Here is a 22,165-nt window from a genome sequence, read left to right on the forward strand (position 1 = left end):
GGCGCTGCCATGCTGCCCATCCGCCGCCTTGCCGCTGCCTGCGCCTGCACCCTGCTGCTGGCGGGGGCGAGCTGTGACGAGGACGCGCCCGGCGCTGCCGCCGGGGGCGAGGCGGTGGCTGTGCCATCGGGCCGCGCGGTGACGCTTCTGGATGTGATCATGAATGCGCCGGGGGTCGAGGGCGCGGCGGCGCGGTTCCGCTTTATCGTCCCCGATCTGAAGGCCGGAGAGGCCGATGCCTGGGCGGATGACATGCTGGCGCTGTGCCAGGATTATGCCCTGCCGCGCGTCCGGGACAATGTGCCGGCACCAAGCCAGATCATCATCTCGCTGTCCGACCGCGCCGTGCCCTTTGGCGAGGCAGCCCCCGAAGCGGTGCAGTTTTTCGAGGCCTATGCCCCGAAAGGCGATGCCTGCATTTGGGAGATGTTTTGAAGATGCCACTACATCTTGTTGATCTTGCCGGGATTTCGCGGGTCGCTGATGTAAGCGAGTCACAGGGGCGCATTCTGGCGGGCGCGCCGCGCCGGGCACAATGTCAATGGCGTGATTTCTGGGCTATTGTCTCGGAAGGCCGCGAAAACGCGGTCGAATTCGGAAAATGGGGGCCGCGGACGGTTTGGTCCGGCGCGACCCCCCAAGAAAGATGGAGTCGAGGATGTCGAAGAGCAAACAGATCGTTCTGGTTCTGGCCTGCGCCGCTGCACTGGCCGCCTGCGCCAAGAAGGAAGCCGAAGTCGTCTATGTGGACGAGCCCGTCACGGTCGAGCCGACCTACACCGGCAAGTACAAGTAAGACCAGCAAGACCGGGGGGCGGGCCTGTCGGTCGCTTGCGGCCGCGCGGCCCGCCCCCTTGGCATTTCCGGGCTCTTTTTCGGGCTCATTTCCGGCCGCGCTGCAAAAGCCTGCCGATCCCTTCACGAAGCTGTTTGCCCTTGGCGGTGCGCATCAATATGGTGCGGCCACCTGCACAGATTCTGAACGGAGTATATCATGCGGAACATCGCCATCGTCGCTCTCGTGGCCGTCGCCACGCTGGCTGCCTGCGCCAAGAAGGAAGAAGCCGTGGTCGTCGATGACGCTGCGGTCACCGTCGAGCCGACCTACACCGGCAAGTACAAGTAATCCTGCCGGACGGGTCCGGCAGCACGATCTGCCGGCACCCGTCCTGCGGTTTGCGGGGGCGGTGAGCCATCGCCCCCTGCCATGCCCGGCGCGGTTCCGGCGGTCAGGCCCCGAGGAGGGCAGGACATGCTGAAGCACCGCGGGTTTCCGGGACGTCTCCCGAGCACCGATTATCAATTCACCATCCGCCGCGCCAACCACAAGGAAGGCGCGACCAAGATCATCCGGCGCGAGCGGTTCAAGGACCGCAAGGGGCTGGACCGCAAGGCCGACGAGGCCTTCCTGGCGGCGCTGTGGTCCTATTTCGGCGAAGAGGTCTTTGAGCGCGGCAATCTGGATGCCGGGCGGCTGTCCTGGCTGTTTGGCCGCGAGGTCGTGCCGGCCGAGGATCCGTTCGATCCGGCCTCTTACGACGCGCTTCTGAAGATCGATGTCGCGCGGGCGCGGGCCTCGTTTCCCAATGTCTTCGATCCGCCCGAAGGGGCGCCCGGCTATGACTGGGATGACGAAGAGGACGAGGACTAGGCATGTTCCCGCCGCCGTCTCCTCTGTTCCGGCGTCCGATTGCCGAGGCTTTTGCTGCGGGCCTTTTGCCCGTTGCGCGGGCTTGTGGCGCGGTTCAGTCTGATCTTGCGGTCGCCGGACGGCCCTGCCTGGCACCGCAGCCTGTTCCTGATTGCTTTTCTTCCCTGTCGCGGTCCGGCCCCCTCATGGCCGGGCCGCCTCTTTCGCGGCAGGCGCCTGCGGATGGGCAAGATGATGCCGATTTTGTGATCGGTAAAGGGAACCCTTTTGAAACGCTGTGGTTTGCGGTAGAATCGACCGCAATAACAACCACAAACCGAGGCAGTAACACATGCGCAAGTCGCTTATCCTCTTCGCCCTTCTCACCGCTCCGCTGGCCGGATGCATGCAGGACCCTGCCTCGCGCGGGTTGGCCGGTGCCGCAACGGGCGCGCTTCTCGCCGATGCGACCGAAAATAACGTGCTTACAGGCGCGGTCATCGGCGGTCTCGCCGGCGCTGCGACCTGCGGCATCGAGCTGGGCCTGCCGCCCTGCCGCTCGGGCTACTGAGCACCGTGATCTGATTTCGGCCGCCCGCGCCGCGGGCCGGCCTTCACCTGACATTGACGGGGTCGTCCGGGCGGAATGCCTGGGCGGCCCCGTTTCGCATTTGCCCGCTGGCCCGGGCCGAGACTTCAAGGGGGAGCCATGTTCAAGAAGATCCTGATCGCCAACCGGGGCGAGATCGCCTGTCGCGTCATCAAGACCGCGCGCAAGATGGGCATCAAGACGGTGGCGGTCTATTCCGATGCCGACCGCAATGCGCTGCATGTCAAGATGGCCGACGAGGCTGTGCATATCGGCCCGTCCCCGGCGGCGCAGTCGTATATTGTCATTGACAAGATCATGGCGGCGATCCGCCAGACCGGGGCGGAAGCGGTGCATCCGGGCTATGGCTTCCTGTCCGAGCGCCGCGATTTCGCCGCCGCGCTGGAGGCGGAAGGCGTGGTTTTCATCGGGCCGCCCAGCCCGGCGATCGAGGCGATGGGCGACAAGATCACCTCGAAGAAGCTGGCGCAGGAGGCCGGGGTTTCCACGGTTCCGGGCTATATGGGCCTGATCGCCGATGCCGATGAGGCGGCGAAGATCTCGGGCGAGATCGGCTATCCGGTGATGATCAAGGCTTCCGCCGGCGGCGGCGGCAAGGGGATGCGGATCGCCTGGAACGAGGCCGAGGCGCGCGAGGGGTTCCAGTCGTCGAAGAACGAGGCGGCGGCCTCCTTTGGCGATGACCGGATCTTCATCGAGAAATTCGTGACGCAGCCGCGCCATATCGAGATCCAGGTCCTGGCCGACAAGCATGGCAATTGCGTCTATCTGCATGAGCGCGAATGTTCGATCCAGCGCCGCAACCAGAAGGTCATCGAAGAGGCGCCCTCGCCCTTCCTGGACGAGGCGACGCGCAAGGCGATGGGCGAACAGGCCTGCGCGCTGGCGAAAGCCGTGGGCTATACCAGTGCCGGGACGGTGGAATTCATCGTCGATGGCAGCCGGAACTTCTATTTCCTCGAGATGAACACCCGCTTGCAGGTCGAACATCCGGTGACCGAGCTGATCACCGGCGTCGATCTGGTGGAACAGATGATCCGCGTCGCCTATGGCGAGAAGCTGCCCTTCGCGCAGAAGGACCTCAAGATCAACGGCTGGGCGATGGAAAGCCGGCTTTACGCCGAAGATCCCTATCGCAACTTCCTGCCCTCGATCGGCCGCCTGACCCGATACCGCCCGCCGGTGGAGGGTGCGACGCCGCGCGGCGGCATCGTGCGCAATGATACCGGCGTCTTCGAGGGCGGCGAGATCAGCATGTTCTACGACCCGATGATCGCCAAGCTGTGCACCTGGGGCAAGGACCGCGCCGCCGCGATCGAGGAGATGCGGCTGGCGCTGGACACGTTCGAGGTCGAGGGCATTGGCCACAACCTGCCTTTCGTCGGGGCGGTGATGGATCATCCGCGTTTTACCAGTGGAAACATCACCACGGCTTTCATCGCCGAGGAATATCCTGACGGCTTCCAGGGCGCGGTGCTGGACGAGGCGGGGCTGCGCCGGGTGGCGGCGGCGGCGGCGGCGATGAACCGGGTGGCGGAAATCCGGCGCACGCGGATTTCGGGCACGATGGACAATCACACCCGCCGTGTCGGCGATGATTGGGTGGTCAGCCTGCAGGGCACGGCCTTTCCGGTGACGGTGCAGGCCGATCCCGATGGATCGACCGTGACCTTCGCGGATGGCCAGGCGCTGCGGGTGGAAAGCGATTGGGTGCCGGGGGAGCCGCTGGCGGTGCTGTGCGTCGATGGCGCGGAGATGGCGATCAAGGTCGGCAAGATCCCCATGGGCTTTCGGATGCGGCTGCGCGGGGCGGATCTGAAGGTCCATGTCCAGTCGCCGCGGCAAAAAGCGCTGGCGGCGCATATGCTGGAAAAGGCCGCGCCGGATACGTCGAAATACCTGCTTTGCCCGATGCCGGGTCTGGTGGTGAAGATTTCGGTCGAGGAGGGGCAGGAGGTGCAGGAAGGTCAGGCCCTGGCCACGGTCGAGGCGATGAAGATGGAGAACATCCTCAAGGCCGAGAAGCGCGGCGTCGTGAAGGCGATCAAGGCCACGGCGGGTGCCAGCCTGAAGGTGGACGATGTGATCCTGGAGTTCGAATGACCGGGCAAGCGCCGCGCCGATTTCTTCGCAGAAATCGGGCCGGAGCCTATGGGGCCGGCGGTGCGGAGGGGTCCGAACCTCCGCGCTACCGCCCGGCCGGGTTCTTCTCCAGCGCTTCGGCGCGGGCGATGGGCATCTTGTCGATGGAATTGACGATCTCGCGCCCTTCCCAGGGCAGGGGTTTGCGGATCGAGGGCTTCCAGTCCTTGTCCATCACCACGAGCGAGAAGCCGCGTGGGCGCAGTTTCAGGCGCAGCGCCGAGGGGGTGGCCGGGTCGGTATCGGTGATCAGGATCACGTCGCGCGCGGCGAGATCGTCATAGGAGCGGGAGAGAAGTTCCATCTGGCGGATGTAATTGGGATCCCGCGGGTTGTCGGCAAAGACGATCACCGGGCGACGCAGGAAGAGATAGTCGGCCTCGACCACCTCTGCGGCGGGAATGGGAACGAAATCGGGGGGCTCTTCGGCCCCGGCAACACGAGCGAACGGCGCAAGCGCCGTGAGGAACAGAAACGGTCGGCGGTGCAGGCGGAACTCCATGTCCCTCATATAGGGCAGTCCGCGGCAAAGCCCAAGCAGGGACGGCATTGGCCCATGCCGCCCAAGGGGATGTGAGGGAAAGATGACGGACAAGACCACCTGGGAGAAGCTGGCGTCGAAAGAGCTGAAGGGGGCATCACCCGACAGCCTGACCTGGGACACGCTGGAGGGGATCGCGGTCAAGCCGCTTTATACCGCCGAGGATGTGCAGGGCCTGCCGCAGATGGGCGAGCTGCCGGGCGTCGCGCCCTTCACCCGCGGGGTGCGGGCGACGATGTATGCCGGGCGTCCCTGGACGATCCGGCAATATGCGGGGTTTTCCACGGCCGAGGAATCGAACGCCTTTTATTGCAAGGCTTTGGCGGCGGGGCAGCAGGGTGTGTCGGTCGCCTTCGACCTGGCGACGCATCGGGGCTATGACAGCGACCATCCGCGCGTGGTGGGCGATGTGGGCAAGGCGGGCGTTGCGATCGATTCCGTCGAGGACATGAAGATCCTCTTCGACGGTATCCCGCTGGAAAAGATCAGCGTCTCCATGACGATGAATGGCGCGGTGATCCCGATCCTGGCGAATTTCATCGTCACGGGCGAGGAACAGGGCGTGTCGCGGGCCGACCTGTCGGGCACGATCCAGAACGACATCCTGAAAGAGTTCATGGTGCGGAACACCTATATCTTCCCGCCCGAACCCAGCATGCGGATCATCGCCGACATCATCGAATATACTTCGAAAGAGATGCCCAAGTTCAACTCGATCTCGATCTCCGGCTATCACATGCAGGAGGCGGGGGCGAACCTGGTGCAGGAGCTGGCCTATACGCTGGCCGATGGGCGGGAATATGTGCGGGCGGCGATCGCGCGAGGCATGAATGTCGATGATTTCGCCGGGCGCCTGTCGTTCTTCTTCGCCATTGGCATGAACTTCTTCATGGAGGCGGCGAAGCTGCGTGCGGCGCGGATGCTGTGGACGCGGATCATGCAGGAATTCAAGCCGCAGAAGCCGGGCAGCCTGATGCTGCGGACCCATTGCCAGACTTCGGGCGTCAGCCTGCAGGAGCAGGACCCCTATAACAACGTCATCCGTACCGCTTATGAGGCGATGGCGGCGGCCTTGGGCGGTACCCAGTCGCTGCACACCAACGCGCTGGACGAGGCGATTGCCCTGCCGACGGAATTCTCGGCCCGCATCGCGCGGAACACCCAGTTGATCCTTCAGGAAGAGACCGGGATCACCCATGTCATCGACCCGCTGGCGGGATCCTATTACGTCGAAAGCCTGACGGCGGAACTGGCGGAAAAGGCCTGGGCGCTGATCGAGGAGGTCGAGGCGATGGGGGGCATGACCAAAGCCGTCGCCAGCGGCATGCCGAAACTGCGGATCGAAGAGGCGGCGGCGCGCCGTCAGGCGATGATCGACCGCGGCACCGAAGTGATCGTCGGCGTCAACAAATACCGTCTGGCCAAGCAGGACCCGATCGAGATCCTGGATATTGACAACGTCAAGGTTCGGGACGGCCAGATCGCCCGACTGCAGGCGACCCGGGCGGCCCGCGACGAGGTGGCCTGCCAGGCGGCGCTGGCCGAAGTGACGCGGCGTGCCGAACAGGGCGGAAATCTTCTGGAGGCGGCGGTCGAAGCCGCGCGGGCAAGGGCCACGGTTGGGGAGATCTCGGACGCGATGGAAAAGATCTTTGGCCGCCACAGGGCGGAAGTGAAGACGCTGGCCGGGGTCTATGGCGCAGCCTATGAGGGCGATGCGGGCTTTGCCCAGATCCAGAAGGATGTCGAGGCCTTTGCCGAGGCCGAGGGACGTCGCCCGCGCATGCTGGTGGTGAAGATGGGGCAGGATGGCCATGACCGGGGCGCGAAGGTGATTGCCACGGCCTTTGCCGATATCGGCTTTGACGTCGATGTGGGGCCGCTGTTCCAGACGCCCGAGGAAGCGGCGCAGGATGCGGTGGACAATGACGTGCATGTCATCGGCATCTCGTCCCAGGCGGCGGGGCACAAGACGCTGGCGCCGAAGCTGATCGAGGCCTTGCGCGAAAAAGGCGCCGGGGAGATTCTGGTGATCTGCGGTGGCGTCATCCCGCAGCAGGATTACGATTTCCTGAAGGCGGCCGGGGTGAAGGCGATCTTCGGGCCGGGGACCAATATTCCGGCGGCGGCGAAGGAAATCCTTGACCTGATCCGCATCGCGGGCTGAGGCGGCGCGGGGGGGGCTTGGCCCCCCCTATGCCCCGGGCATCTCGGCCAAGGCGAAAGGCCGGATCAGAGGTCGATTTCGCCGTTCGGGCCGGGGCGGGTGATGCCGGGCGGAACGGGCGGCGCGATCTCCGGTTCCGCGCCGGGCAGGTCGGGCATCGGCGGGGCATCGGCCTTGCGTCGGATCAGGATGTCGCCATTGTCGAGCCGGACCGGCGCCTCGTAATTGCGCACATTGCCCATCAGCGCGGCCATTTCCTTGACCCAGGGCGTCAACTCCTTCATCGCCGGGCCAAGCGTGTCCATCGCCGCGCCCATGTCGTCGAGCGCGGGTTCCATTTCCTTCATCAGCCCGCGCAGCATGAGCTTTGCGCCCTCTTCGAAGAGCGAGCTGTCCTCATCCTCGGGGACGGCATCAGGTGCAGGATCGGGGATGACGGTCTGGGCGCGCACGGGAAGCGGCGCGGGCAGCGTGACGCCGAAGGTGGCGGCCATAGCAAGGGCGGTGGTAAGGGCGATCCGGGCCATGGGGCCTCCTGTCGTCACGGAATTCGATCCCAATATGGGGGCAGGATGTGACGGGCGCAAATCACGCGCGGGTCACGCAGGCGGGATCGGCAGGTCGATGCTGACGGGGAAATGGTCCGAAGCTTGCAGCAGCGCCTCGCGCAGTTCCGGCACGGCGGCGCAGCCGGGATCGTTGAACGGGTGCCAGATGCGCCAGTCGGGGGCGCGGGCGGCAAGGTCGGGCGAGACCATGATGAAATCCAGGAGCGCCTCGAACCAACGCTTTTTCGGCCCGTGCCAGAAGCGGGCCGAGGTGGGCTGCATCGAGACCCGGCTTTGCAGCGCCATCGCGGCATGGGGATCGGTCAGGCGGCGATCGGGCGGGGCCTCGGCGCCCAGCACGATCTCGACACCGGAGCGGCCGAAGAGGCGCTCGAATTCGTCAAGGCCGGGGCCATCGTTGAAATCGCCCATGACCATGAGGCTGTCGCCCCGGCTGAGGTGATCCTCGACCCGGGCGCGGATCCAGATGCATTGGGCAAGCTGCTTGCGGCGGTTCTCGATCGACAGCCGCATGAGCTGATCGGGGCTGGTGGCGCCATGCGGGGCCTTGGATTTGGCATGAACGCCGATCAGGCGCAGGGCCGCGCCGCCCTGCGGCGTGACCAGAAGTTCCAGCGGCGGTTTCGAGAAGCGGATGACCTCGGGCGCGATGTCCGTGTCGAGATCGTAGCGGAAGGCGGTGTCGAAGCGCGGCGTGCCGGGGCCGGAGAGCAGGCCCGCCGTGGTGGCCGGCAGGCCCTCGGGCGCGTGTTCGGCGGACAGGCGGTCGGGATCGTAGAGAAAGGCGATTTCCTGTTCGGTCTCGGAGGAAAAGCCATGGATGCAACGCCTTGCGCGCAGGCCGAACATGGCGGCGAAATTCTCCAGCGCGGTCACGGTCGAGCGGCGGGAATTGCTGTCGGGTGCCTCGATCACCATCACGCCATCGGCGTCGAGCGCGGTGAAGACGATGCCAAGCGCGCCAAGCTGCTGGGCGCGGCTGGTCTGGTAGCGGGCCGAGAGGGCGTCGTCGTCGTAAGGGCGGCCGCGATCGTCGAACAGTGCGTTGAACCATTCGGTGTTGTAGCTGGCCAGCCGCAGCGGGCGGTTGGGCGCGACCCCGGTCATGCCGCCTGCCGGGTTTCGATTTCCTTCCAGGCGGCATTCACCAGCATCAGCCGACGCTCGGCGAGTTGCAGCGCCTCGGGCGGGACGCCGCGGGCGATCATCCGGTCGGGATGGCTGTCCTTGACCAGGGCGCGCCAGGCGGCCCGGGCCTCATCGGTCGTGGCATTGTGGGGGATGCCCAGCACGTCATAGGGATCACGCGGCGCGCCTTCGACCAGACGGGCGCGGACGGCGCGGAAACAGGGTTCGTCCAGACCGAAGATGCCCGCGACATGGGCGAGGAAGGCATCCTCATGGTCGTGATAGGTGCCATCGGCCAGGGCGACGGTGAAGAGGCCCTCCAGGATGTCGATCAGCACGGAATGGCTGTCGGCGCAGATCTTGCGGCCTTCGGGGTTGAAGAGGCGGGCGATCTTGGTGGCATAGGCGTCGAATCCCGCCACGTCCTGCCGGGCCAGGTTGAAGACGCGGGCGGCATGGGCCTCTTCCTCGGGGGGCAGCATGAAGATGCGCCGGAAGGCGGTGACCTCGTCGCGCGTGACTTCGCCATCGGCCTTGGCCATCTTGGCGCCAAGCGCCAGGACGGCGATGGTGAAGCCCACCGATTGTTCCGGCACAGGTGCGCCCATCAGGCGATCGAACACGACTGACAGGGGTTCGCCCTTGGTGAGGGCGGAAAGGGCGGCGGCGATGCGGGTCCAGATCGACATGATGCGGGCAGGATATGCGGCGGCGCGGCATCTGTCACGGTGGAAGCAAGGTGCATTTCAGCACAATCACGCCAGCGTCAGCGCGGCCTGTGCGGCGGGTCAGAGGTATTTCTGCAAGAGCCAGAGATCCATGTAGCGGCCGAACTTGTGGCCCGCCTCGGGGACGGTGGCGATGAGACGGTAGCCGAGCGCTTCGTGAAAGGCGCGGCCCTCGGGGTTTTCGCCCGAGACGCCCGCGATCATCTGATGCGCGCCGCCCGCGCGGGCATGGTCTTCGACCGCCTGCATCAGCGTGCGGCCCGCGCCCCTGCCGCGGGCTTCAGGGGCGAGGATGACGGAATGTTCCATCGTGCGGGCATAGCCCGCGCCGCCGCGGAACTGCGCATAGGTGGCGAAGCCAAGCAGGTTGCCGCCGGATTCCGCGACGAAGAAAGCCTGGCCCGCCGATTGGCGCGCGGCGATCAGGGTGGCCATGTCTTCGGGGGTCTTGGGATCGGGGTTGAAGGTGATCGCCGTGCCGGTGATCCAGGGGTTCCACAGCGCGGCGAGGGCCGGGGCGTCGGCTTTGGTCGCCGGGCGCAGGGACAGGCTTGAAGCGGGCGCCAACGGGCTGGGCAGTGTCATGGCAGCGCGCGTGGTCCTTGCGGTGTGTCGATCAGGGCAGAAAGGCCAGCGGGGCCGGTGGCGAAGCGCAGCCTCGGGTCTTCGGCCAGCGCGCCCAGAGCGGTGCGCAGGGCGGGGGCCTGGGGATGGCTGACAGTCAGGCGGGCGAGACGGCAGCCGCTGTCGGGCAGGGCGGCGGCGGGGTGGAGCGCGCCTTGCCAGCGGATCAGGGCCGGGAAGAGGTTGTCATAGGGCAGGCGACCGCTGTCGGGCACGGCCATCTGCCAGCGATAGTCGCCGCGCGCCAGCGAGAGGGGCGTGCCGGTGCCGGGCGGCGCGGTGGCAAGCGCGGCGTCGAGATCGTCGCAGGCGGCGATCCAGTTGGTCAGGCGCGGCGGGCCGGCAAAATGGTCAAGGTCGAACCAGCGCGGGCGGCCCGGCGCGGGGGCGGCCGGGTTGATGGCGATGACCTCGAGATAAAGGTCGCCCAGCGACAGGAGCCGGTTATGCGTGCCCATCAGCGGGTGGTCACCGCCGCCTGCCATGGACACCCCAAGCGCGGCTTCCACCGCCGCGACGCCTTCGGCCAGCGCGGTGGCTGAGACGGCGATATGGTCAAGCCGCAGCGTCATGCCGGTTCGGCCAGCGTGACCCGGGGCTGCGCCTTGAGCGCCACGGCCAACGCGGTGAAGCGGGCCTGCGCCACTTCGCCGAAGAGGCCGGCGCCGTCCTCGGTCAGTTCCAGCCCCAGCACGCGCTTCTTGGCCTGCCAGGTCAGCCGCCCGGCCTGGGCCGGGTCGCCCACGGCGAACATGGCGCCAAAGCGCATCGCCTTGCCCAGAACCTCGGCCTGGCGGATGTCTTCGTCCGAGAGCAGCCGGAAGATCGGCTCCATCCGGCTGCCAGTGCGGCTGTTCTTGTAGCGGTGCAGCAGGGCAAGACCAAGGAAGACCCGGCCCGGGTGGTCAAGCCCGCCGAGATTGGCGCGGGTGGCATTGTCGAAGCAGGCCTCGGCGCGATAGTCGGGGTGGGCGCGCCAGGTGGTGTCATGCAACAGGCAGGCGGCCTTGATCAGGCGCAGCCGGTCCTTGGGGGCGTCCTTGAACAGAGGCGCCAGGAAATCGAACAGCTTCTTGCCGAAGCCGGGCATCCTTGCCTGGGTCTGTTCGGTGACGCGGGCGGCCTCGATCAGCGGATCGCGGGCGCGCAGCTTCTCGGGCATCTGTTCGTAAAGCAGCCCCTCGCGGATGCCATAGGCCGAGACGTCGATTTCCGAAGGCTTGAGCAGGGCGACGAGCTCGCGGAGCACTTCGCAGGCCAGGGGGACCAGTTCCATCCGTTCCGCCGAAGTGCCGGTGCGGGCGCGCAGCAGCGCGAGGTCGGAGGCGGCAATCCAGTCGAGCGTGTCGAGAAGCCCTTCGGGTGTCATGCGATATTCGTGCAGGACCAGAAGGGGGTAGTTGCGCCGCTCCATGTCGAGCCGGGCGATCACGCGCCAGGAGCCGCCGACGAGGTAGATCCGCTCGCCCTGCGCGCGGATCACATCCTGTGCTTCGCGCAGGATGCGCTCGATATGGGCCTGGCGCTTTTTCGGCCCGCCTTCAAGCTGTTGCAGGCGGAAGGGGCCAAGCGGCATGGAGATGCGTTTGCCGACGCGGCCATCGCCGATGCGGGCCAGTTCCATCGAGTTGCCGCCGATGTCGCAGACCACACCCTTGGCATCGGGCCAGCCCAGAAGCACGCCCTGGGCCGACAGCCGGGCCTCTTCGTCGCCATCGATGACATGGAGCTTGAGACCGGTCTCACGGGTGACCTCATCCTGGAAGGCGGGGCCGTCCAGCGCCTCGCGCGTGGCCGCGGTGGCGACGGCGGTCAGAGGTGCGATATCCATGCCGCGCGCCACGAGGGCGAAGCGTTTCAGCGCGGACAGGGCGCGCTTGCGCCCCTCGGGGTTCAGATGGCCGGTCTCGGCCAGGCCCTTGCCCAGGCCGGCCATGATCTTTTCGTTGTAAAAATAGGCCGGGCTGCGGGCGGCACCGTCGAAGACGACCATCCGCACCGAGTTCGAGCCGACATCGACCACGCCGACCCGAGACAGGGCGCGGGCGGACGGGTCGCCGAAGAGCGGGCGGCCGAAGGGCTCCCAGTCTTCTTCGTCATGGGCGGTGGTCGGACCGTTGGCAGACATGCAGAATCCCCCCGGAACCTTGCGGCGAAAGACTGCCGCCCCGGACGGGGCGGGTCAAGATCGGACGCGGCGAAAGCCTGTGGTCCTGTGCGGCGACGATCCTTCGCTGAAGGATCGGTTGCGGATTCTCGACGAAAATCCGGGGGTTCAGTCTTCCATCGCCTCAAGCTCGTCGATGAAGCCCGCGATCATCGACAGGCCCTTGTCCCAGAATTTCGGATCCGAGGCGTCAAGACCGAACGGCGCCAGCAATTCCTTGTGGTGCTTGGACCCGCCCGCCTTGAGCATGTCGAAATACTTGTCCTGGAAGCCCGGCAGGCCATCGGCATAGGCGGCGTAAAGCGCGTTCACGAGGCCGTCGCCGAAGGCATAGGCATAGACGTAGAACGGCGAATGGACGAAATGCGGGATATAGGCCCAGAAGGTCTCATACCCGTCCATGAATTCGAAAGCGTCGCCAAGGCTTTGCGCCTGAACGCTCATCCACAGGGCATTAATGTCGTCCGGGGTCAGCTCGCCCTCGGCGCGGGCGGCGTGCAGCTTGCATTCGAAATCGTAGAAGGCGATCTGGCGGACGACCGTGTTGATCATGTCCTCGACCTTGCCCGCCAGCAGGGTCTTTCGCTCGGCCGGGGTCTTGGCACTGTCAAGAAGGGTGCGGAAGGTCAGCATCTCGCCAAAGACAGAGGCGGTTTCGGCCAGGGTCAGGGGCGTGGAAGACAGAAGTTCGCCCTGCGCGGCGGCCAGAACCTGATGGACGCCATGGCCCAGCTCATGCGCCAGCGTCATCACGTCGCGCGGCTTGCCCAGATAGTTCAGCATCACATAGGGATGCACGGTGGTGACGGTCGGATGGGCGAAGGCGCCGGGGGCCTTGCCGGGCTTTACGCCCGCGTCGATCCAGCCCCGTTCGAAGAACGGCTTGGCCAGATCGGCCATTTGCGGCGCGAAGGCGCCGTAGGCCTGCATCACGGTCGCCTGCGCCTCGGCCCAGCCGACGGTTTTCGGCGTTTCGATCGGCAGGGGGGCGTTGCGGTCCCAGACCTGGAGTTTTTCGAGGCCCATCCACTTGGCCTTCAGCCGGTAGTAGCGGTGCGACAGTTTGGGATAGGCCGCGACCACGGCATTGCGCAGGGCCTCGACCACTTCGGGCGCGACATGGTTCGACAGGTGCCGCCCGGTCTGCGGGCTGGGCATCTTGCGCCAGCGGTCGGTGATCTCCTTCTCTTTCGCAAGGGTGTTGTGGACGCGGGCGAAGAGCTTGATGTTGCGGTTGAACACATCCGCCAGGGCCCGGGCCGCCGCCTCGCGCTTGGCGCGCACAGGGTCGGTCAGAAGGTTCAGCGTGGCTTCGAGGTTCAGTTCTTCCTCTTCGCCCGCGACCTTGAACATCAGCCCGGCCATCGTCTCGTCGAACAGCTTGTTCCAGGCCGAGGCCCCGACGACCGAAGTGTCGTGCAGGAACTTTTCCAGCTCGTCCGACAATTGATGCGGCCGCATGGCGCGCAGACGGTCGAAAACCGGCTTGTAGCGGGCGAGATCGGCATTGGCGGAAAGAAGGCGGGCAAGGTGGTCGTCGTCGAGACGGTTGAACTCAAGGCTCCAGAACACCAGGGGCGTGGTGAATTCGGTCACATTGCCCTCGGCATCGGCCATGAACTTGGCGCGGTCGCTGTCCATGGTGTTCTGGTAATAGCGCAGACCGGCATAGGACATCAGGCGCCCGGCGGTGATGTCGATCTGTTCATAGTCCCGCACGGCTTTCAAAAGCCCTGCCGCGTCCAGCGTGGCAAGCTTGCCCTCATAGGCGGCGGCGAAGCTGGCGCAGGCTTTTTCCAGCCAATCCATGTCGCGGGCGAATTCCGGCGCATCCGGCGAGGGGTAAAGGTCACGCAGGTCCCAGTCGGGCAGGTTGCCCAAGCCGCCGCTGGACGGATTGGCGTCGAAGACCGGGCGGGGCAGCGGCAGGGACAGGGCCGGAAGCGGCATGGGGCGGACCTTTCATCAGGGACGGGTCGTCTGGGTCGGGCCTATCTAGGCGCGCGAGGGGGGCCTGTGCAAGCGGTGCGGTCCGTGCATCATTTCTTGGCGATTGCTGGTAGAATGGGCGGCGGTTCGCGTCTGTCCCGGGCGGGCGGCGCGTCGAAGCCGGAAGATCGTGCGCATTGCGCTGCGCTGCAGCATCATTGCGGCAGGAAGGTCCCGAACCACGCGAGGGGTACCATGATCGAGCTTGCCTTCATTGCCTGCCTGTCGGCCGATCCGTCGGCCTGCGAGAAGAAAAGTCTCTTGTTCGATGATATTTCGCCGATGATCTGCATGATGACGGCGCAGCCCCTGTTGGCGCAATGGGCGGGCGAGCATCCGCAATGGAAGGTCGCGCGCTGGTCTTGCGGACTGCCCCGCGCCGGGGGCGAGCAGACCTGACCTAACCGGTCTGCGCCGCCAGAAGCGCCTTGAGGCTGTCGAGCGTGTCGATTTCCGAGACCGGCTTGTCGCGGCGCCAACGCAGCATCCGGGGAAAGCGCAGGGCAATCCCGGATTTGTGGCGCGGGCTGGCCTGGATGCCCTCGAAGCCCAGCTCGAACACCAGCTCCGGCGGCACCCGGCGCACCGGGCCGAAGCGTTCCAGCGTATGGGCCTGGACCCAGCGGGTGATCTCGGCGAACTCGGCATCGGTCAGGCCGGAATAGGCCTTGGCGAAGGGCACCAGCGCATTGCCGTCGCGGACGGCAAAGGTGAAATCGGTGAAGAGCGCGGCGCGGCGGCCATGGCCGGCCTGGGCGTAAAGCATCACCGCGTCGACCGTGTAGGGGTCGAGCTTCCATTTCCACCAGTCGCCCCGCTTGCGGCCAGTGAAATAGGGGCTTGAGGCGCGTTTCAGCATCAGCCCTTCGGCCAGAAGGTCGCGGGCGGTTTCGCGCAAGGCCACCAGGCCCGGCCAGTCCGGCGCGGTCAGCAGGGGGGAGGCGGCAAGGGGCAGCCCGGGCGGCAGGGCATGGAGCAGCCGGTCCAGCCTGTCGCGCCTTGTGGCCAGGGGCAGCGGGCGGAGGTCTTCGCCGCCTTCCTCGAGCAGGTCATAGGCGAGCAGCCGGGCCGGGGCCGCGCGCAGCAGCGTCTTGGGCACGGTCTTGCGGGTGATGCGCTTTTGCAGGGCCGCAAAGGGCAGGGGCCGGGTGGCTTCGGCATCCCAGGCCAGGATCTCGCCGTCGATCACGGTGCCCATGGGCAGGAAATCGGCCAGCGGAGCGAATTCGGGGAAGCGGTCGGTGATCAGTTCCTCGCCGCGCGACCACAGCGCGAAGGCGCGCGGGCGGGCGATGAGCTGGCCCCGGATGCCATCCCATTTCCATTCGGCCAGCCAGTCGGAGGCCTCGCCCAGCGTCTGTGGTTCGGCCTCAAGCGGTGAGGCCAGCGCGAAAGGATAGGGCTGGGCGCCTTGCGCGTCGGGGGCCTCGGTCAAGGTGGCGAAGCTGGTGGTGGCCGGGTCCCAATCGCCCATCAGGCTTTGCGCCACGGCGGTTTCAGCCGCGCCCGTGGCCTGGGCCAGCGCCCGGGTCATCAACCCTCGGCTGACCCCCATGCGGAAGCCGCCGGTCAAAAGCTTGGTGAAGAGGAAGCGTTCTGCCTGCGGCAGGCTGCGCCAGGCGGCCAGGATGGCGGCGCGGCGGGCCTCGACCGGCTGGCCCGGCAGGCGGGAGAACGCGGAAAGGGTTTCGGTCAGGCTGGGGGTCTGGGCGAGGCTGGCGGGGGGCAGGATCAGGGCGATGGTCTCGGCCAGATCGCCGACCAGCGTGTAGCTTTCCTCGAACAGCCAGTCGGGCAGCGCGGCCTCTTCGGCGGCCCATTGGCGCAGCTCGGTCGAGGTGGCGGCGCGTTTGGGGCGGCGGCCCGAAAGAAGCGCCACGGTCCAGACTCGGTCGGCTTCGGGTGCGGTGCGGAAATACTCGGCCAGAGCCGCCGTCTTGGCGGCGGTCGAGGTGGTGGCATCCAGCGCGGCGAAGAGGGCGGCGAAGCGGTTCATGGCGCGGCCTCAGTCTGGCCGTCAGCCCGAGATGCGTCGGTTTCCAGCACAGGGGCGGCGGGGGCGTCTTCGGCCTCGGTGCCGAATTCGGTTTCCAGGGGGCTTGCCTGATAGCCCTGATCGGTCAGCCAGCGGGCGAAGGCATGGGTATAGCCATGGGTCGCCAGAACCCGGCTCGCCCCGGTGGCGCGGATCGCGGCATTCAGCCCGTCCCAATCGGCATGGTCCGACAGCGCGAATCCCTGCCCCAATCCGCGCCGACGGCGGATGCCGCGCACTGCCATCCAGCCCGAAGCCATGGCCTCTTCGGCGGGCTCGAAACGGCGCGCCCAGGGCGTGGCCAGTGCCGAGGGCGGCGCGATGACCAGCGCGCCGGGATGGGTTTTCGCGGTGGTCTCGGGCGTGACGCGAGTGGTTTCGGGCAGGGCATAGCCTTGGCCACGCAGGATGCGGTTGATTTCCTCGACCGCGCCATGGGTCAGGATCGGACCAAGGGGCGGAAGCGCCGCCAAGAGGCGCTGGGCCTTGCCGAAGCTGTAGGCGGCCAGCAGCGAGACCTTGCCCGCGGCAGCATTGGCCGCCCACCAGGCAGCGATTTCGGCAATGGTCCTTGCCTGCGGCTGCCAGCGGAAGACTGGCAGGCCGAAGGTGCATTCGGTGATGAAGGCGTGGCAGGGAATGGGGGAGAAGGCTTCGGCCAGCCCATCGGCCTCGGTCTTGTAATCGCCCGAAACGACCCAGACCTCGCCTCTGTGCTCGACGCGGATCTGGGCGGAACCCGGCACATGGCCCGCCGGGTGGAACGAGACCGTGACGTCGTTGATCGCGAGGCTCTCGCCATAGGGCAGGGTCTCGGCCAGCAGGGGACCTAGGCGGTGGCGGATCACGGGCAGCGCCTGCGGCGTGGTGAGATAGGCGGCATGGCCGGCGCGGGCATGGTCGGAATGGCCATGGGTGATCAGCGCGCGGGCAACCGGGCGCCAGGGGTCGATGTGGAAATCGCCGGGCGGGCAGTAAAGCCCCTGCGGCGTGAGGGTCAGAAGATCGGCCATGCTGCGGAAAACCTGTGGATTTGCAGGCGCTGCGGCAAGGGGCGGCGTGGCCGGCGGCGGGCTTGCGCCGAAAGCACTCGGACGGCGACGCTGCGGGCGGCGCGCGGAGGATGAGGCAGGGCAAGCCGGGCGAGGGCGATTTCGCGTTTTTTGACAGACACTTCGCGGCAAATGTTGCCACGGGGCCGACGTGTGGCCGCATGTGGAACTGCCCAAAGATTGAGCAAGCGCCCATCCGTGATGCGGGGCTTCGCAGAAGGGGCTTTACGACGGCGGTGCGGTTGGATTGACTGGATCCAAGGTATCAGGGGGTGACGGGTGACCGCCTATTTCGACGAGATGAACGGCAAGGGCACGGGGGTGCGCGCGCCCTATGCCCGCCTGCAGGACTGGGTTGGCGCGATGCCGGTGGACCTGCGGACATTGAAACAGGCCGAGGCCGAGACCCTGTTCCGCCGCATCGGCATTACCTTCGCCGTCTATGGCGAGGGCGGCGATCCCGACAGGCTGATCCCTTTCGACATGTTCCCGCGGGTCTTTTCGGCGAATGAATGGGCCAGGCTGGAAAAGGGCATCAAGCAGCGGGCGCGGGCGCTGAACGCCTTTCTGGTCGATGTCTACGGGCGGGGCGAGATCGTGCGGGCGGGGCGGATTCCGGCCCGGCTGGTCTATCAGAACGCGGCCTATGAAAAGGCCTGTGTCGGTTTCGTGCCGCCCAAGGGGGTCTATAGCCATATCGTCGGCATCGACATCGTGCGCACCGGCCCGGACGAATTCTTCGTGCTGGAAGACAATTGCCGCACGCCCAGTGGCGTCAGCTACATGCTGGAAAACCGCGAGATCATGATGCGGATGTTCCCCGAACTGTTCCGGGAAAACCGCATCGAGCCGGTGGACAGCTATCCCGAGAAACTGCGCCGCACCCTGGCAAGCGTTGCCCCCGCCAAATGCAAGGGCGAGCCGGTGGTGGTGATCCTGACACCGGGGCATTTCAATTCGGCCTATTACGAGCATTCCTTCCTGGCCGATCTGATGGGGGTTGAGCTGGTCGAGGGGCAGGATCTCTTTGTCGAGGGCGAATACGTCTATATGCGCACGACCGAGGGGCCGAAGCGGGTGGACGTGATCTACCGCCGCATCGATGACGCCTATATCGACCCGCTGTGCTTCCGCCCCGACAGCATGCTGGGGATTCCGGGGCTGATGGATGTCTACCGCTCGGGCGGGGTGTCGATCTGTTCGGCCCCTGGCGCGGGCGTCGCCGATGACAAGGCGGTCTATACGTTCGTGCCCGAGATGGTGCGCTTCTATCTGGGCGAGGAGCCCCTGCTGAACAATGTGCCGACCTGGCAATGCGGCAAGGCGGATGACCTGAAATACGTACTCGACAATCTGGCCGAGCTGGTGGTCAAGGAAGTCCATGGCTCGGGCGGCTACGGCATGCTGGTCGGGCCGAAGGCCTCCAAGGCCCAGGTCGAGGCCTTCCGCGCCAAGATCGAGGCAGATCCCGGCAATTACATCGCCCAACCGACGCTCGCGCTGTCGACCGTGCCGTCCTTTGTCGCCGAAGGAGTGGCGCCGCGCCATGTCGACCTGCGGCCCTACTGCCTGGTGGGCGAGCGGGTGGAACTGGTGCCGGGCGGGCTGACACGGGTCGCGCTGACCGAAGGGTCGCTGGTGGTGAACTCGTCGCAGGGCGGGGGCGTCAAGGACACCTGGGTTCTGGCGGAGTGAAGGCGATGGCGCGATTTTTCGGCGAAAGATCGGGCGCGGCGCGGCCAGGGACGGAAGGAGACGGGTGGTGCTGAGCCGGACGGCGGACAATCTTTACTGGATCGCGCGCTATATGGAGCGGGCGGATACTTCGGCGCGGCTGCTGGAGGTGGGCAGCCGGATTTCTCTGATGCCCTCGGCTCATGGCTATCGCAGCGAATGGGATTCCCTGCTCCAGGCCTCGGGCATGGCGGAGGGCTTCGCCAAGAAATACGGCGACCCGGTGCAGCGCAATCTGGAAAGCTGGCTGTTCTTCGACCGCGACAACCCGTCCTCCGTCGCCTCCTGTCTTACCGCCGCGCGGGAAAACGGCCGGATCGTGCGCACCGCGCTGACCGCACAGGTCTGGGATGCGCTGAATTCGGCTTTCCAGGAATTGCGCGTGCTGGAACGGCGGGAAAGGTCGTCACTGGAACTGTCGGAACTGACCGATTGGGTGATGCAGAAGGCGGCCATGGTGCGCGGCGCGATCGACGCCACGCTTCTCAGGAATGACGGCTACAACTTCCTGAACATCGGCTATTATCTGGAACGGGCCGACAATACCGCCCGCCTGATGGACGTGAAATACTATGTCCTTCTGCCGCGGGTCGAATTCGTGGGCTCGGGCCTGGACAATTACCAATGGACCACGCTTCTGCGTGCCATGGGGGCGCAGCGGGCCTTTCACTGGGCCTATGGCGGCGAAGTCACGGCGGCGAAGATCGCCGAATTCCTGATCCTGAATCCGCAATGCCCGCGCTCGCTGATCACCTGTGTCGCGGGGATCGCCAACCATCTGGGGCGGCTGGCCAAGGCCTATGGCCGCGAAACCGGGGCGCAGGGGCGTGCGCGGGCCATGCTGGCCGATCTGGAAAGCGAGAGCGTCGAGCGGATATTCGACGAAGGATTGCACGAATATCTGTCGCGCTTCATTGGCGATGCGGCGGCGTTGGGCGGCGCGATCCATGATGTCTATCTGAGCGGGGAGACACGCTGATGCGGTTGAGCGTCGATCATGTGACCCGGTACCGCTATGAGGCGCCGGTGCGCGGCGTGCAGCAAAGCCATCGTCTGACCCCCGCCGATTTCGACGGGCAGAAGGTGATAAGCTGGGCGGTCGACGTGTCGGGTGGGATCAAGGGCGGCACTTTCCGCGACGGGGCAGGCGACCGGATGCAGGCCTGGTCGGTTCCGGGGCCGGTCGAGGAGGTGACGGTCACGGTCCGCGGCACGGTCGAGACCAACGATACGGCGGGGGTGCTGAAAGGTCTGCGTGAGACGGTTACGCCGGCCTGCTACCTGATCGAGACCCAGGCGACCGAGATCGAGGGAACTTTGCAAGCGCTCGCCGATGCGATCGAGGCGGACGGTCCCCTTGCGCTGGCGCATAAGTTGTCGGCGGCGGTGTCCAGGGCCGTGGCCTACAAGCCCGGTGTGACCCATGCCGCGACGACCGCTGCCGAAGCACTGGCGCTGGGTGAGGGCGTCTGTCAGGACCATGCCCATGTGCTGATCGCTTGCGCACGCGCCCGGGGGCTACCGGCGCGCTATGTCTCGGGCTATCTGTTCACCGCCAAGGATGGCACGCCGCATGAGGCGGCGCATGCCTGGGCCGAGATCCATATCTCGGGCCTTGGTTGGGTGGGCTTCGATCCCGCGAATGAATGCTGCCCGGACGAACGCTATATCCGCCTTGGCAGCGGCTTTGACGCGCAGGATGCGGCCCCCATTCGCGGCATCGCGCGCGGGCAGGTCGCGGTGGCGCCCGAGGCGCTGGATGTGGAGGTGCAGGTCGTGGCGGGTGCGCAACAGGCGCAGGGCCAGTCGCAATAGGGGAACCCTGCCTTGCCATCTCGGCGGGCGGGCGTGAAGGTCTGCCGCGCCCGGCAGGAGGAACAGCAGTGGCGGATCTTCCCGAGCGGCTTCTGGTCACGGGCGCCCGTGCGCCGGTTGCTGTGCATCTGGTGCGTCTTCTGGGGGGCAGCGGTTTTCATGTCGAGACCGCCGATTGCATCGCGCCCACGCTGGCCGGGGCAAGCCGCCACTCTGCGCGCTTCCACCAGATCCCCTCGCCGCGCCACGCGCCCGTGGCGGCGGCGGCGCGGCTTCGCGCGATCTGCCGCGACCGCGGGCTGGGGATGATCCTGCCGACGTGTGAAGAAGTCTTTCACCTGGCCGCGCTGTGGGACGCCGGGCAGCTTGATGTGCCGCTTCTCGCGCCGCCCCTGGCGTCGCTTCTGGCCGTTCATGACAAGGGGCGGTTTGCCGAGCTGCTGGCGCAGTTGGGCCTGCCGCATCCGGTGACATGGCGGCTGGAAGGGCCGGGTGATCTGGTCGGGCTTGATCCGCGCGGTCTGGTGCTGAAACCCTGCTTCTCGCGCTTTGGCGATGCGGTGCGGGTGACGCCGTCGCGGATCGACATCGCGCCCACGCCCGCACGGCCCTGGGTGGCGCAGGACTTCGTGGCGGGTGAAGAGATTTCTGTCCTTGCGCTGACGCGTGGCGGGCGGGTGCGTGCGCTTTGCGCCTATCGGGCGGGCTGGCGGACGGGGCGGCACGGGGCCGGGATCTGGTGCGAACCGGTTGAGGCCGGCGGAGTGCGGGCCTTGGCGGAAGCGGTGTCGGAGGCGTTGGGCTGGGAGGGGTTTCTGTCCTTTGACACGATCCGGCGGGCGGATGGGGTGCATGTCGCCATCGAATGCAATCCGCGCCCGGTGACAGGACTGCATTTCTTCCGCGATCCCACGGCGTTCCGCGCAGCGATGCGGGGGCGTGAGGGCTGTCTTGCCCCCGATGCGACCGGCCCGCAGGCGATGAAGCTGGCGCTTTGGGCCTATGGGCTGGGTCGCGGCAACCCGCTGCGGCTGTGGCGCGATGCGCGGCGGGCCACGGGCTTTCTCGACTGGTCCGGCGATCCGGGGCCGGGCCGGGCGCAGCTTGGGGTCTTTGTGGCCTTTGCCCGGCGCGCGCTGCGGCAGCGGGTGTCGCTCACGCGGGCCTCGGTCGAGGATATCGCCTGGGACGGCTAGTGCCTTGTCCAGCAGTGCGTCCCGGAGGGGCCTTGTCC

22 protein-coding genes are annotated in these 22,165 nt (G+C 66.6%); 12 read left to right on the forward strand and 10 right to left on the reverse strand.

Annotated elements, in window-relative coordinates:
- Nucleotides 1-9 precede the first annotated feature (9 nt).
- The 6 genes from ACED67_RS00260 to ACED67_RS00285 all read left to right on the forward strand — a co-directional run bounded on the left by ACED67_RS00260 (nucleotide 10) and on the right by ACED67_RS00285 (nucleotide 4,343).
- Nucleotides 10-435, forward strand: a complete 426-nt coding sequence (locus tag ACED67_RS00260; protein ID WP_395539435.1) for a DUF6497 family protein — start codon at nucleotides 10-12, stop codon at nucleotides 433-435.
- Between the two features lie 223 nt (nucleotides 436-658).
- Nucleotides 659-796: a hypothetical protein gene (locus tag ACED67_RS00265; protein WP_395539436.1), complete on the forward strand. Its 138-nt coding sequence runs from the start codon at nucleotides 659-661 to the stop codon at nucleotides 794-796.
- 198 nt (nucleotides 797-994) lie between these two features.
- Nucleotides 995-1,126, forward strand: a complete 132-nt coding sequence (locus ACED67_RS00270) for a hypothetical protein (RefSeq protein ID WP_395539437.1) — start codon at nucleotides 995-997, stop codon at nucleotides 1,124-1,126.
- A 126-nt stretch (nucleotides 1,127-1,252) separates the two neighbouring features.
- Entirely contained in the window at nucleotides 1,253-1,651 is a 399-nt protein-coding gene (locus ACED67_RS00275; protein ID WP_395539438.1) for a hypothetical protein, read from the forward strand.
- 331 nt (nucleotides 1,652-1,982) lie between these two features.
- Entirely contained in the window at nucleotides 1,983-2,201 is a 219-nt protein-coding gene (locus ACED67_RS00280; protein ID WP_395539439.1) for a YMGG-like glycine zipper-containing protein, read from the forward strand.
- 138 nt (nucleotides 2,202-2,339) lie between these two features.
- Nucleotides 2,340-4,343: an acetyl-CoA carboxylase biotin carboxylase subunit gene (locus ACED67_RS00285; RefSeq protein ID WP_395539440.1), complete on the forward strand. Its 2,004-nt coding sequence runs from the start codon at nucleotides 2,340-2,342 to the stop codon at nucleotides 4,341-4,343.
- 85 nt (nucleotides 4,344-4,428) lie between these two features.
- On the opposite strand, the gene ACED67_RS00290 is transcribed toward ACED67_RS00285, so the two are convergent.
- Nucleotides 4,429-4,932: a DUF4174 domain-containing protein gene (locus tag ACED67_RS00290; protein WP_395539441.1), complete on the reverse strand. Its 504-nt coding sequence runs from the start codon at nucleotides 4,930-4,932 to the stop codon at nucleotides 4,429-4,431.
- 34 nt (nucleotides 4,933-4,966) lie between these two features.
- Here ACED67_RS00290 and scpA point away from each other — a divergent pair, with 34 nt between their 5' ends.
- On the forward strand, nucleotides 4,967-7,090 hold the full coding sequence (gene scpA / locus ACED67_RS00295) for a methylmalonyl-CoA mutase (protein WP_395539442.1): 2,124 nt from the start codon (nucleotides 4,967-4,969) through the stop codon (nucleotides 7,088-7,090).
- Nucleotides 7,091-7,155: 65 nt separating this feature from the next.
- Here scpA and ACED67_RS00300 read toward each other — a convergent pair whose 3' ends face one another.
- From ACED67_RS00300 to ACED67_RS00330, 7 genes are all read right to left on the reverse strand, one after another.
- A complete protein-coding gene (locus tag ACED67_RS00300) occupies nucleotides 7,156-7,617 on the reverse strand; it encodes an AAA+ family ATPase (protein ID WP_395539443.1) in 462 nt (153 codons plus the stop codon).
- A 72-nt stretch (nucleotides 7,618-7,689) separates the two neighbouring features.
- Nucleotides 7,690-8,766 carry an endonuclease/exonuclease/phosphatase family protein gene (locus ACED67_RS00305; RefSeq protein WP_395539444.1) on the reverse strand — a complete coding sequence of 359 codons (1,077 nt, stop codon included), beginning with the start codon at nucleotides 8,764-8,766 and terminating at the stop codon, nucleotides 7,690-7,692.
- Entirely contained in the window at nucleotides 8,763-9,476 is a 714-nt protein-coding gene (locus ACED67_RS00310) for a TerB family tellurite resistance protein (protein WP_395539445.1), read from the reverse strand. The genes ACED67_RS00305 and ACED67_RS00310 overlap by 4 nt, the downstream gene beginning before the upstream one ends.
- 99 nt (nucleotides 9,477-9,575) lie before the next feature.
- Entirely contained in the window at nucleotides 9,576-10,100 is a 525-nt protein-coding gene (locus tag ACED67_RS00315) for a GNAT family N-acetyltransferase (protein WP_395539446.1), read from the reverse strand.
- Nucleotides 10,097-10,711 carry a VOC family protein gene (locus ACED67_RS00320; protein WP_395539447.1) on the reverse strand — a complete coding sequence of 205 codons (615 nt, stop codon included), beginning with the start codon at nucleotides 10,709-10,711 and terminating at the stop codon, nucleotides 10,097-10,099. The genes ACED67_RS00315 and ACED67_RS00320 overlap by 4 nt, the downstream gene beginning before the upstream one ends.
- The gene (locus ACED67_RS00325) at nucleotides 10,708-12,267 is read right to left on the reverse strand and encodes a Ppx/GppA family phosphatase (protein ID WP_395539448.1); all 1,560 of its coding nucleotides are present in this window, start codon (nucleotides 12,265-12,267) and stop codon (nucleotides 10,708-10,710) included. Before ACED67_RS00325 ends, ACED67_RS00320 begins: the two co-directional genes overlap by 4 nt.
- 147 nt (nucleotides 12,268-12,414) lie before the next feature.
- Nucleotides 12,415-14,241, reverse strand: coding sequence for a M3 family oligoendopeptidase (locus ACED67_RS00330; RefSeq protein ID WP_395540439.1), 1,827 nt, complete (start codon nucleotides 14,239-14,241; stop codon nucleotides 12,415-12,417).
- Between the two features lie 249 nt (nucleotides 14,242-14,490).
- Here ACED67_RS00330 and ACED67_RS00335 point away from each other — a divergent pair, with 249 nt between their 5' ends.
- Nucleotides 14,491-14,694 (forward strand): hypothetical protein, encoded by a 204-nt coding sequence (locus tag ACED67_RS00335; protein WP_395539449.1) that lies wholly within the window; start codon nucleotides 14,491-14,493, stop codon nucleotides 14,692-14,694.
- Between the two features lies 1 nt (nucleotide 14,695).
- Here the strand turns inward: ACED67_RS00335 and ACED67_RS00340 are convergent, their stop codons facing one another.
- Nucleotides 14,696-16,291, reverse strand: a complete 1,596-nt coding sequence (locus ACED67_RS00340; RefSeq protein WP_395539450.1) for an ATP-dependent DNA ligase — start codon at nucleotides 16,289-16,291, stop codon at nucleotides 14,696-14,698.
- Nucleotides 16,288-17,343, reverse strand: a complete 1,056-nt coding sequence (locus ACED67_RS00345) for a ligase-associated DNA damage response exonuclease (protein ID WP_395539451.1) — start codon at nucleotides 17,341-17,343, stop codon at nucleotides 16,288-16,290. The genes ACED67_RS00340 and ACED67_RS00345 overlap by 4 nt, the downstream gene beginning before the upstream one ends.
- 339 nt (nucleotides 17,344-17,682) lie before the next feature.
- On the opposite strand from ACED67_RS00345, the gene ACED67_RS00350 reads away from it, so the two are divergent.
- The 4 genes from ACED67_RS00350 to ACED67_RS00365 all read left to right on the forward strand — a co-directional run bounded on the left by ACED67_RS00350 (nucleotide 17,683) and on the right by ACED67_RS00365 (nucleotide 22,127).
- Nucleotides 17,683-19,077, forward strand: a complete 1,395-nt coding sequence (locus ACED67_RS00350) for a circularly permuted type 2 ATP-grasp protein (RefSeq protein WP_395540440.1) — start codon at nucleotides 17,683-17,685, stop codon at nucleotides 19,075-19,077.
- Nucleotides 19,078-19,144: 67 nt separating this feature from the next.
- Nucleotides 19,145-20,095, forward strand: a complete 951-nt coding sequence (locus tag ACED67_RS00355; RefSeq protein ID WP_395539453.1) for an alpha-E domain-containing protein — start codon at nucleotides 19,145-19,147, stop codon at nucleotides 20,093-20,095.
- The gene (locus ACED67_RS00360; RefSeq protein WP_395539454.1) at nucleotides 20,095-20,931 is read left to right on the forward strand and encodes a transglutaminase family protein; all 837 of its coding nucleotides are present in this window, start codon (nucleotides 20,095-20,097) and stop codon (nucleotides 20,929-20,931) included. Before ACED67_RS00355 ends, ACED67_RS00360 begins: the two co-directional genes overlap by 1 nt.
- 68 nt (nucleotides 20,932-20,999) lie before the next feature.
- The gene (locus tag ACED67_RS00365) at nucleotides 21,000-22,127 is read left to right on the forward strand and encodes an ATP-grasp domain-containing protein (RefSeq protein WP_395539455.1); all 1,128 of its coding nucleotides are present in this window, start codon (nucleotides 21,000-21,002) and stop codon (nucleotides 22,125-22,127) included.
- Nucleotides 22,128-22,165: the final 38 nt, after the last annotated feature.

Source organism: Neotabrizicola paludis (assembly GCF_044142105.1).
Classification (GTDB): Bacteria; Pseudomonadota; Alphaproteobacteria; order Rhodobacterales; family Rhodobacteraceae; genus Pseudogemmobacter.

Bases quoted from the DNA above. Each gene is read 5' to 3' on its own strand.
- ACED67_RS00320 (WP_395539447.1), bottom strand. From the start codon at position 10,711: ATGACGCTGCGGCTTGACCATATCGCCGTCTCAGCCACCGCGCTGGCC.
- ACED67_RS00270 (WP_395539437.1), top strand. From the start codon at position 995: ATGCGGAACATCGCCATCGTCGCTCTCGTGGCCGTCGCCACGCTGGCT.
- ACED67_RS00340 (WP_395539450.1), bottom strand. From the start codon at position 16,291: ATGAACCGCTTCGCCGCCCTCTTCGCCGCGCTGGATGCCACCACCTCG.
- ACED67_RS00325 (WP_395539448.1), bottom strand. From the start codon at position 12,267: ATGTCTGCCAACGGTCCGACCACCGCCCATGACGAAGAAGACTGGGAG.
- ACED67_RS00260 (WP_395539435.1), top strand. From the start codon at position 10: ATGCTGCCCATCCGCCGCCTTGCCGCTGCCTGCGCCTGCACCCTGCTG.
- ACED67_RS00310 (WP_395539445.1), bottom strand. From the start codon at position 9,476: ATGTCGATCTGGACCCGCATCGCCGCCGCCCTTTCCGCCCTCACCAAG.
- ACED67_RS00335 (WP_395539449.1), top strand. From the start codon at position 14,491: ATGATCGAGCTTGCCTTCATTGCCTGCCTGTCGGCCGATCCGTCGGCC.
- ACED67_RS00345 (WP_395539451.1), bottom strand. From the start codon at position 17,343: ATGGCCGATCTTCTGACCCTCACGCCGCAGGGGCTTTACTGCCCGCCC.
- ACED67_RS00265 (WP_395539436.1), top strand. From the start codon at position 659: ATGTCGAAGAGCAAACAGATCGTTCTGGTTCTGGCCTGCGCCGCTGCA.
- ACED67_RS00290 (WP_395539441.1), bottom strand. From the start codon at position 4,932: ATGCCGTCCCTGCTTGGGCTTTGCCGCGGACTGCCCTATATGAGGGAC.
- ACED67_RS00350 (WP_395540440.1), top strand. From the start codon at position 17,683: ATGAACGGCAAGGGCACGGGGGTGCGCGCGCCCTATGCCCGCCTGCAG.
- ACED67_RS00315 (WP_395539446.1), bottom strand. From the start codon at position 10,100: ATGACACTGCCCAGCCCGTTGGCGCCCGCTTCAAGCCTGTCCCTGCGC.
- ACED67_RS00275 (WP_395539438.1), top strand. From the start codon at position 1,253: ATGCTGAAGCACCGCGGGTTTCCGGGACGTCTCCCGAGCACCGATTAT.
- scpA (WP_395539442.1), top strand. From the start codon at position 4,967: ATGACGGACAAGACCACCTGGGAGAAGCTGGCGTCGAAAGAGCTGAAG.
- ACED67_RS00280 (WP_395539439.1), top strand. From the start codon at position 1,983: ATGCGCAAGTCGCTTATCCTCTTCGCCCTTCTCACCGCTCCGCTGGCC.
- ACED67_RS00300 (WP_395539443.1), bottom strand. From the start codon at position 7,617: ATGGCCCGGATCGCCCTTACCACCGCCCTTGCTATGGCCGCCACCTTC.
- ACED67_RS00305 (WP_395539444.1), bottom strand. From the start codon at position 8,766: ATGACCGGGGTCGCGCCCAACCGCCCGCTGCGGCTGGCCAGCTACAAC.
- ACED67_RS00360 (WP_395539454.1), top strand. From the start codon at position 20,095: ATGCGGTTGAGCGTCGATCATGTGACCCGGTACCGCTATGAGGCGCCG.
- ACED67_RS00285 (WP_395539440.1), top strand. From the start codon at position 2,340: ATGTTCAAGAAGATCCTGATCGCCAACCGGGGCGAGATCGCCTGTCGC.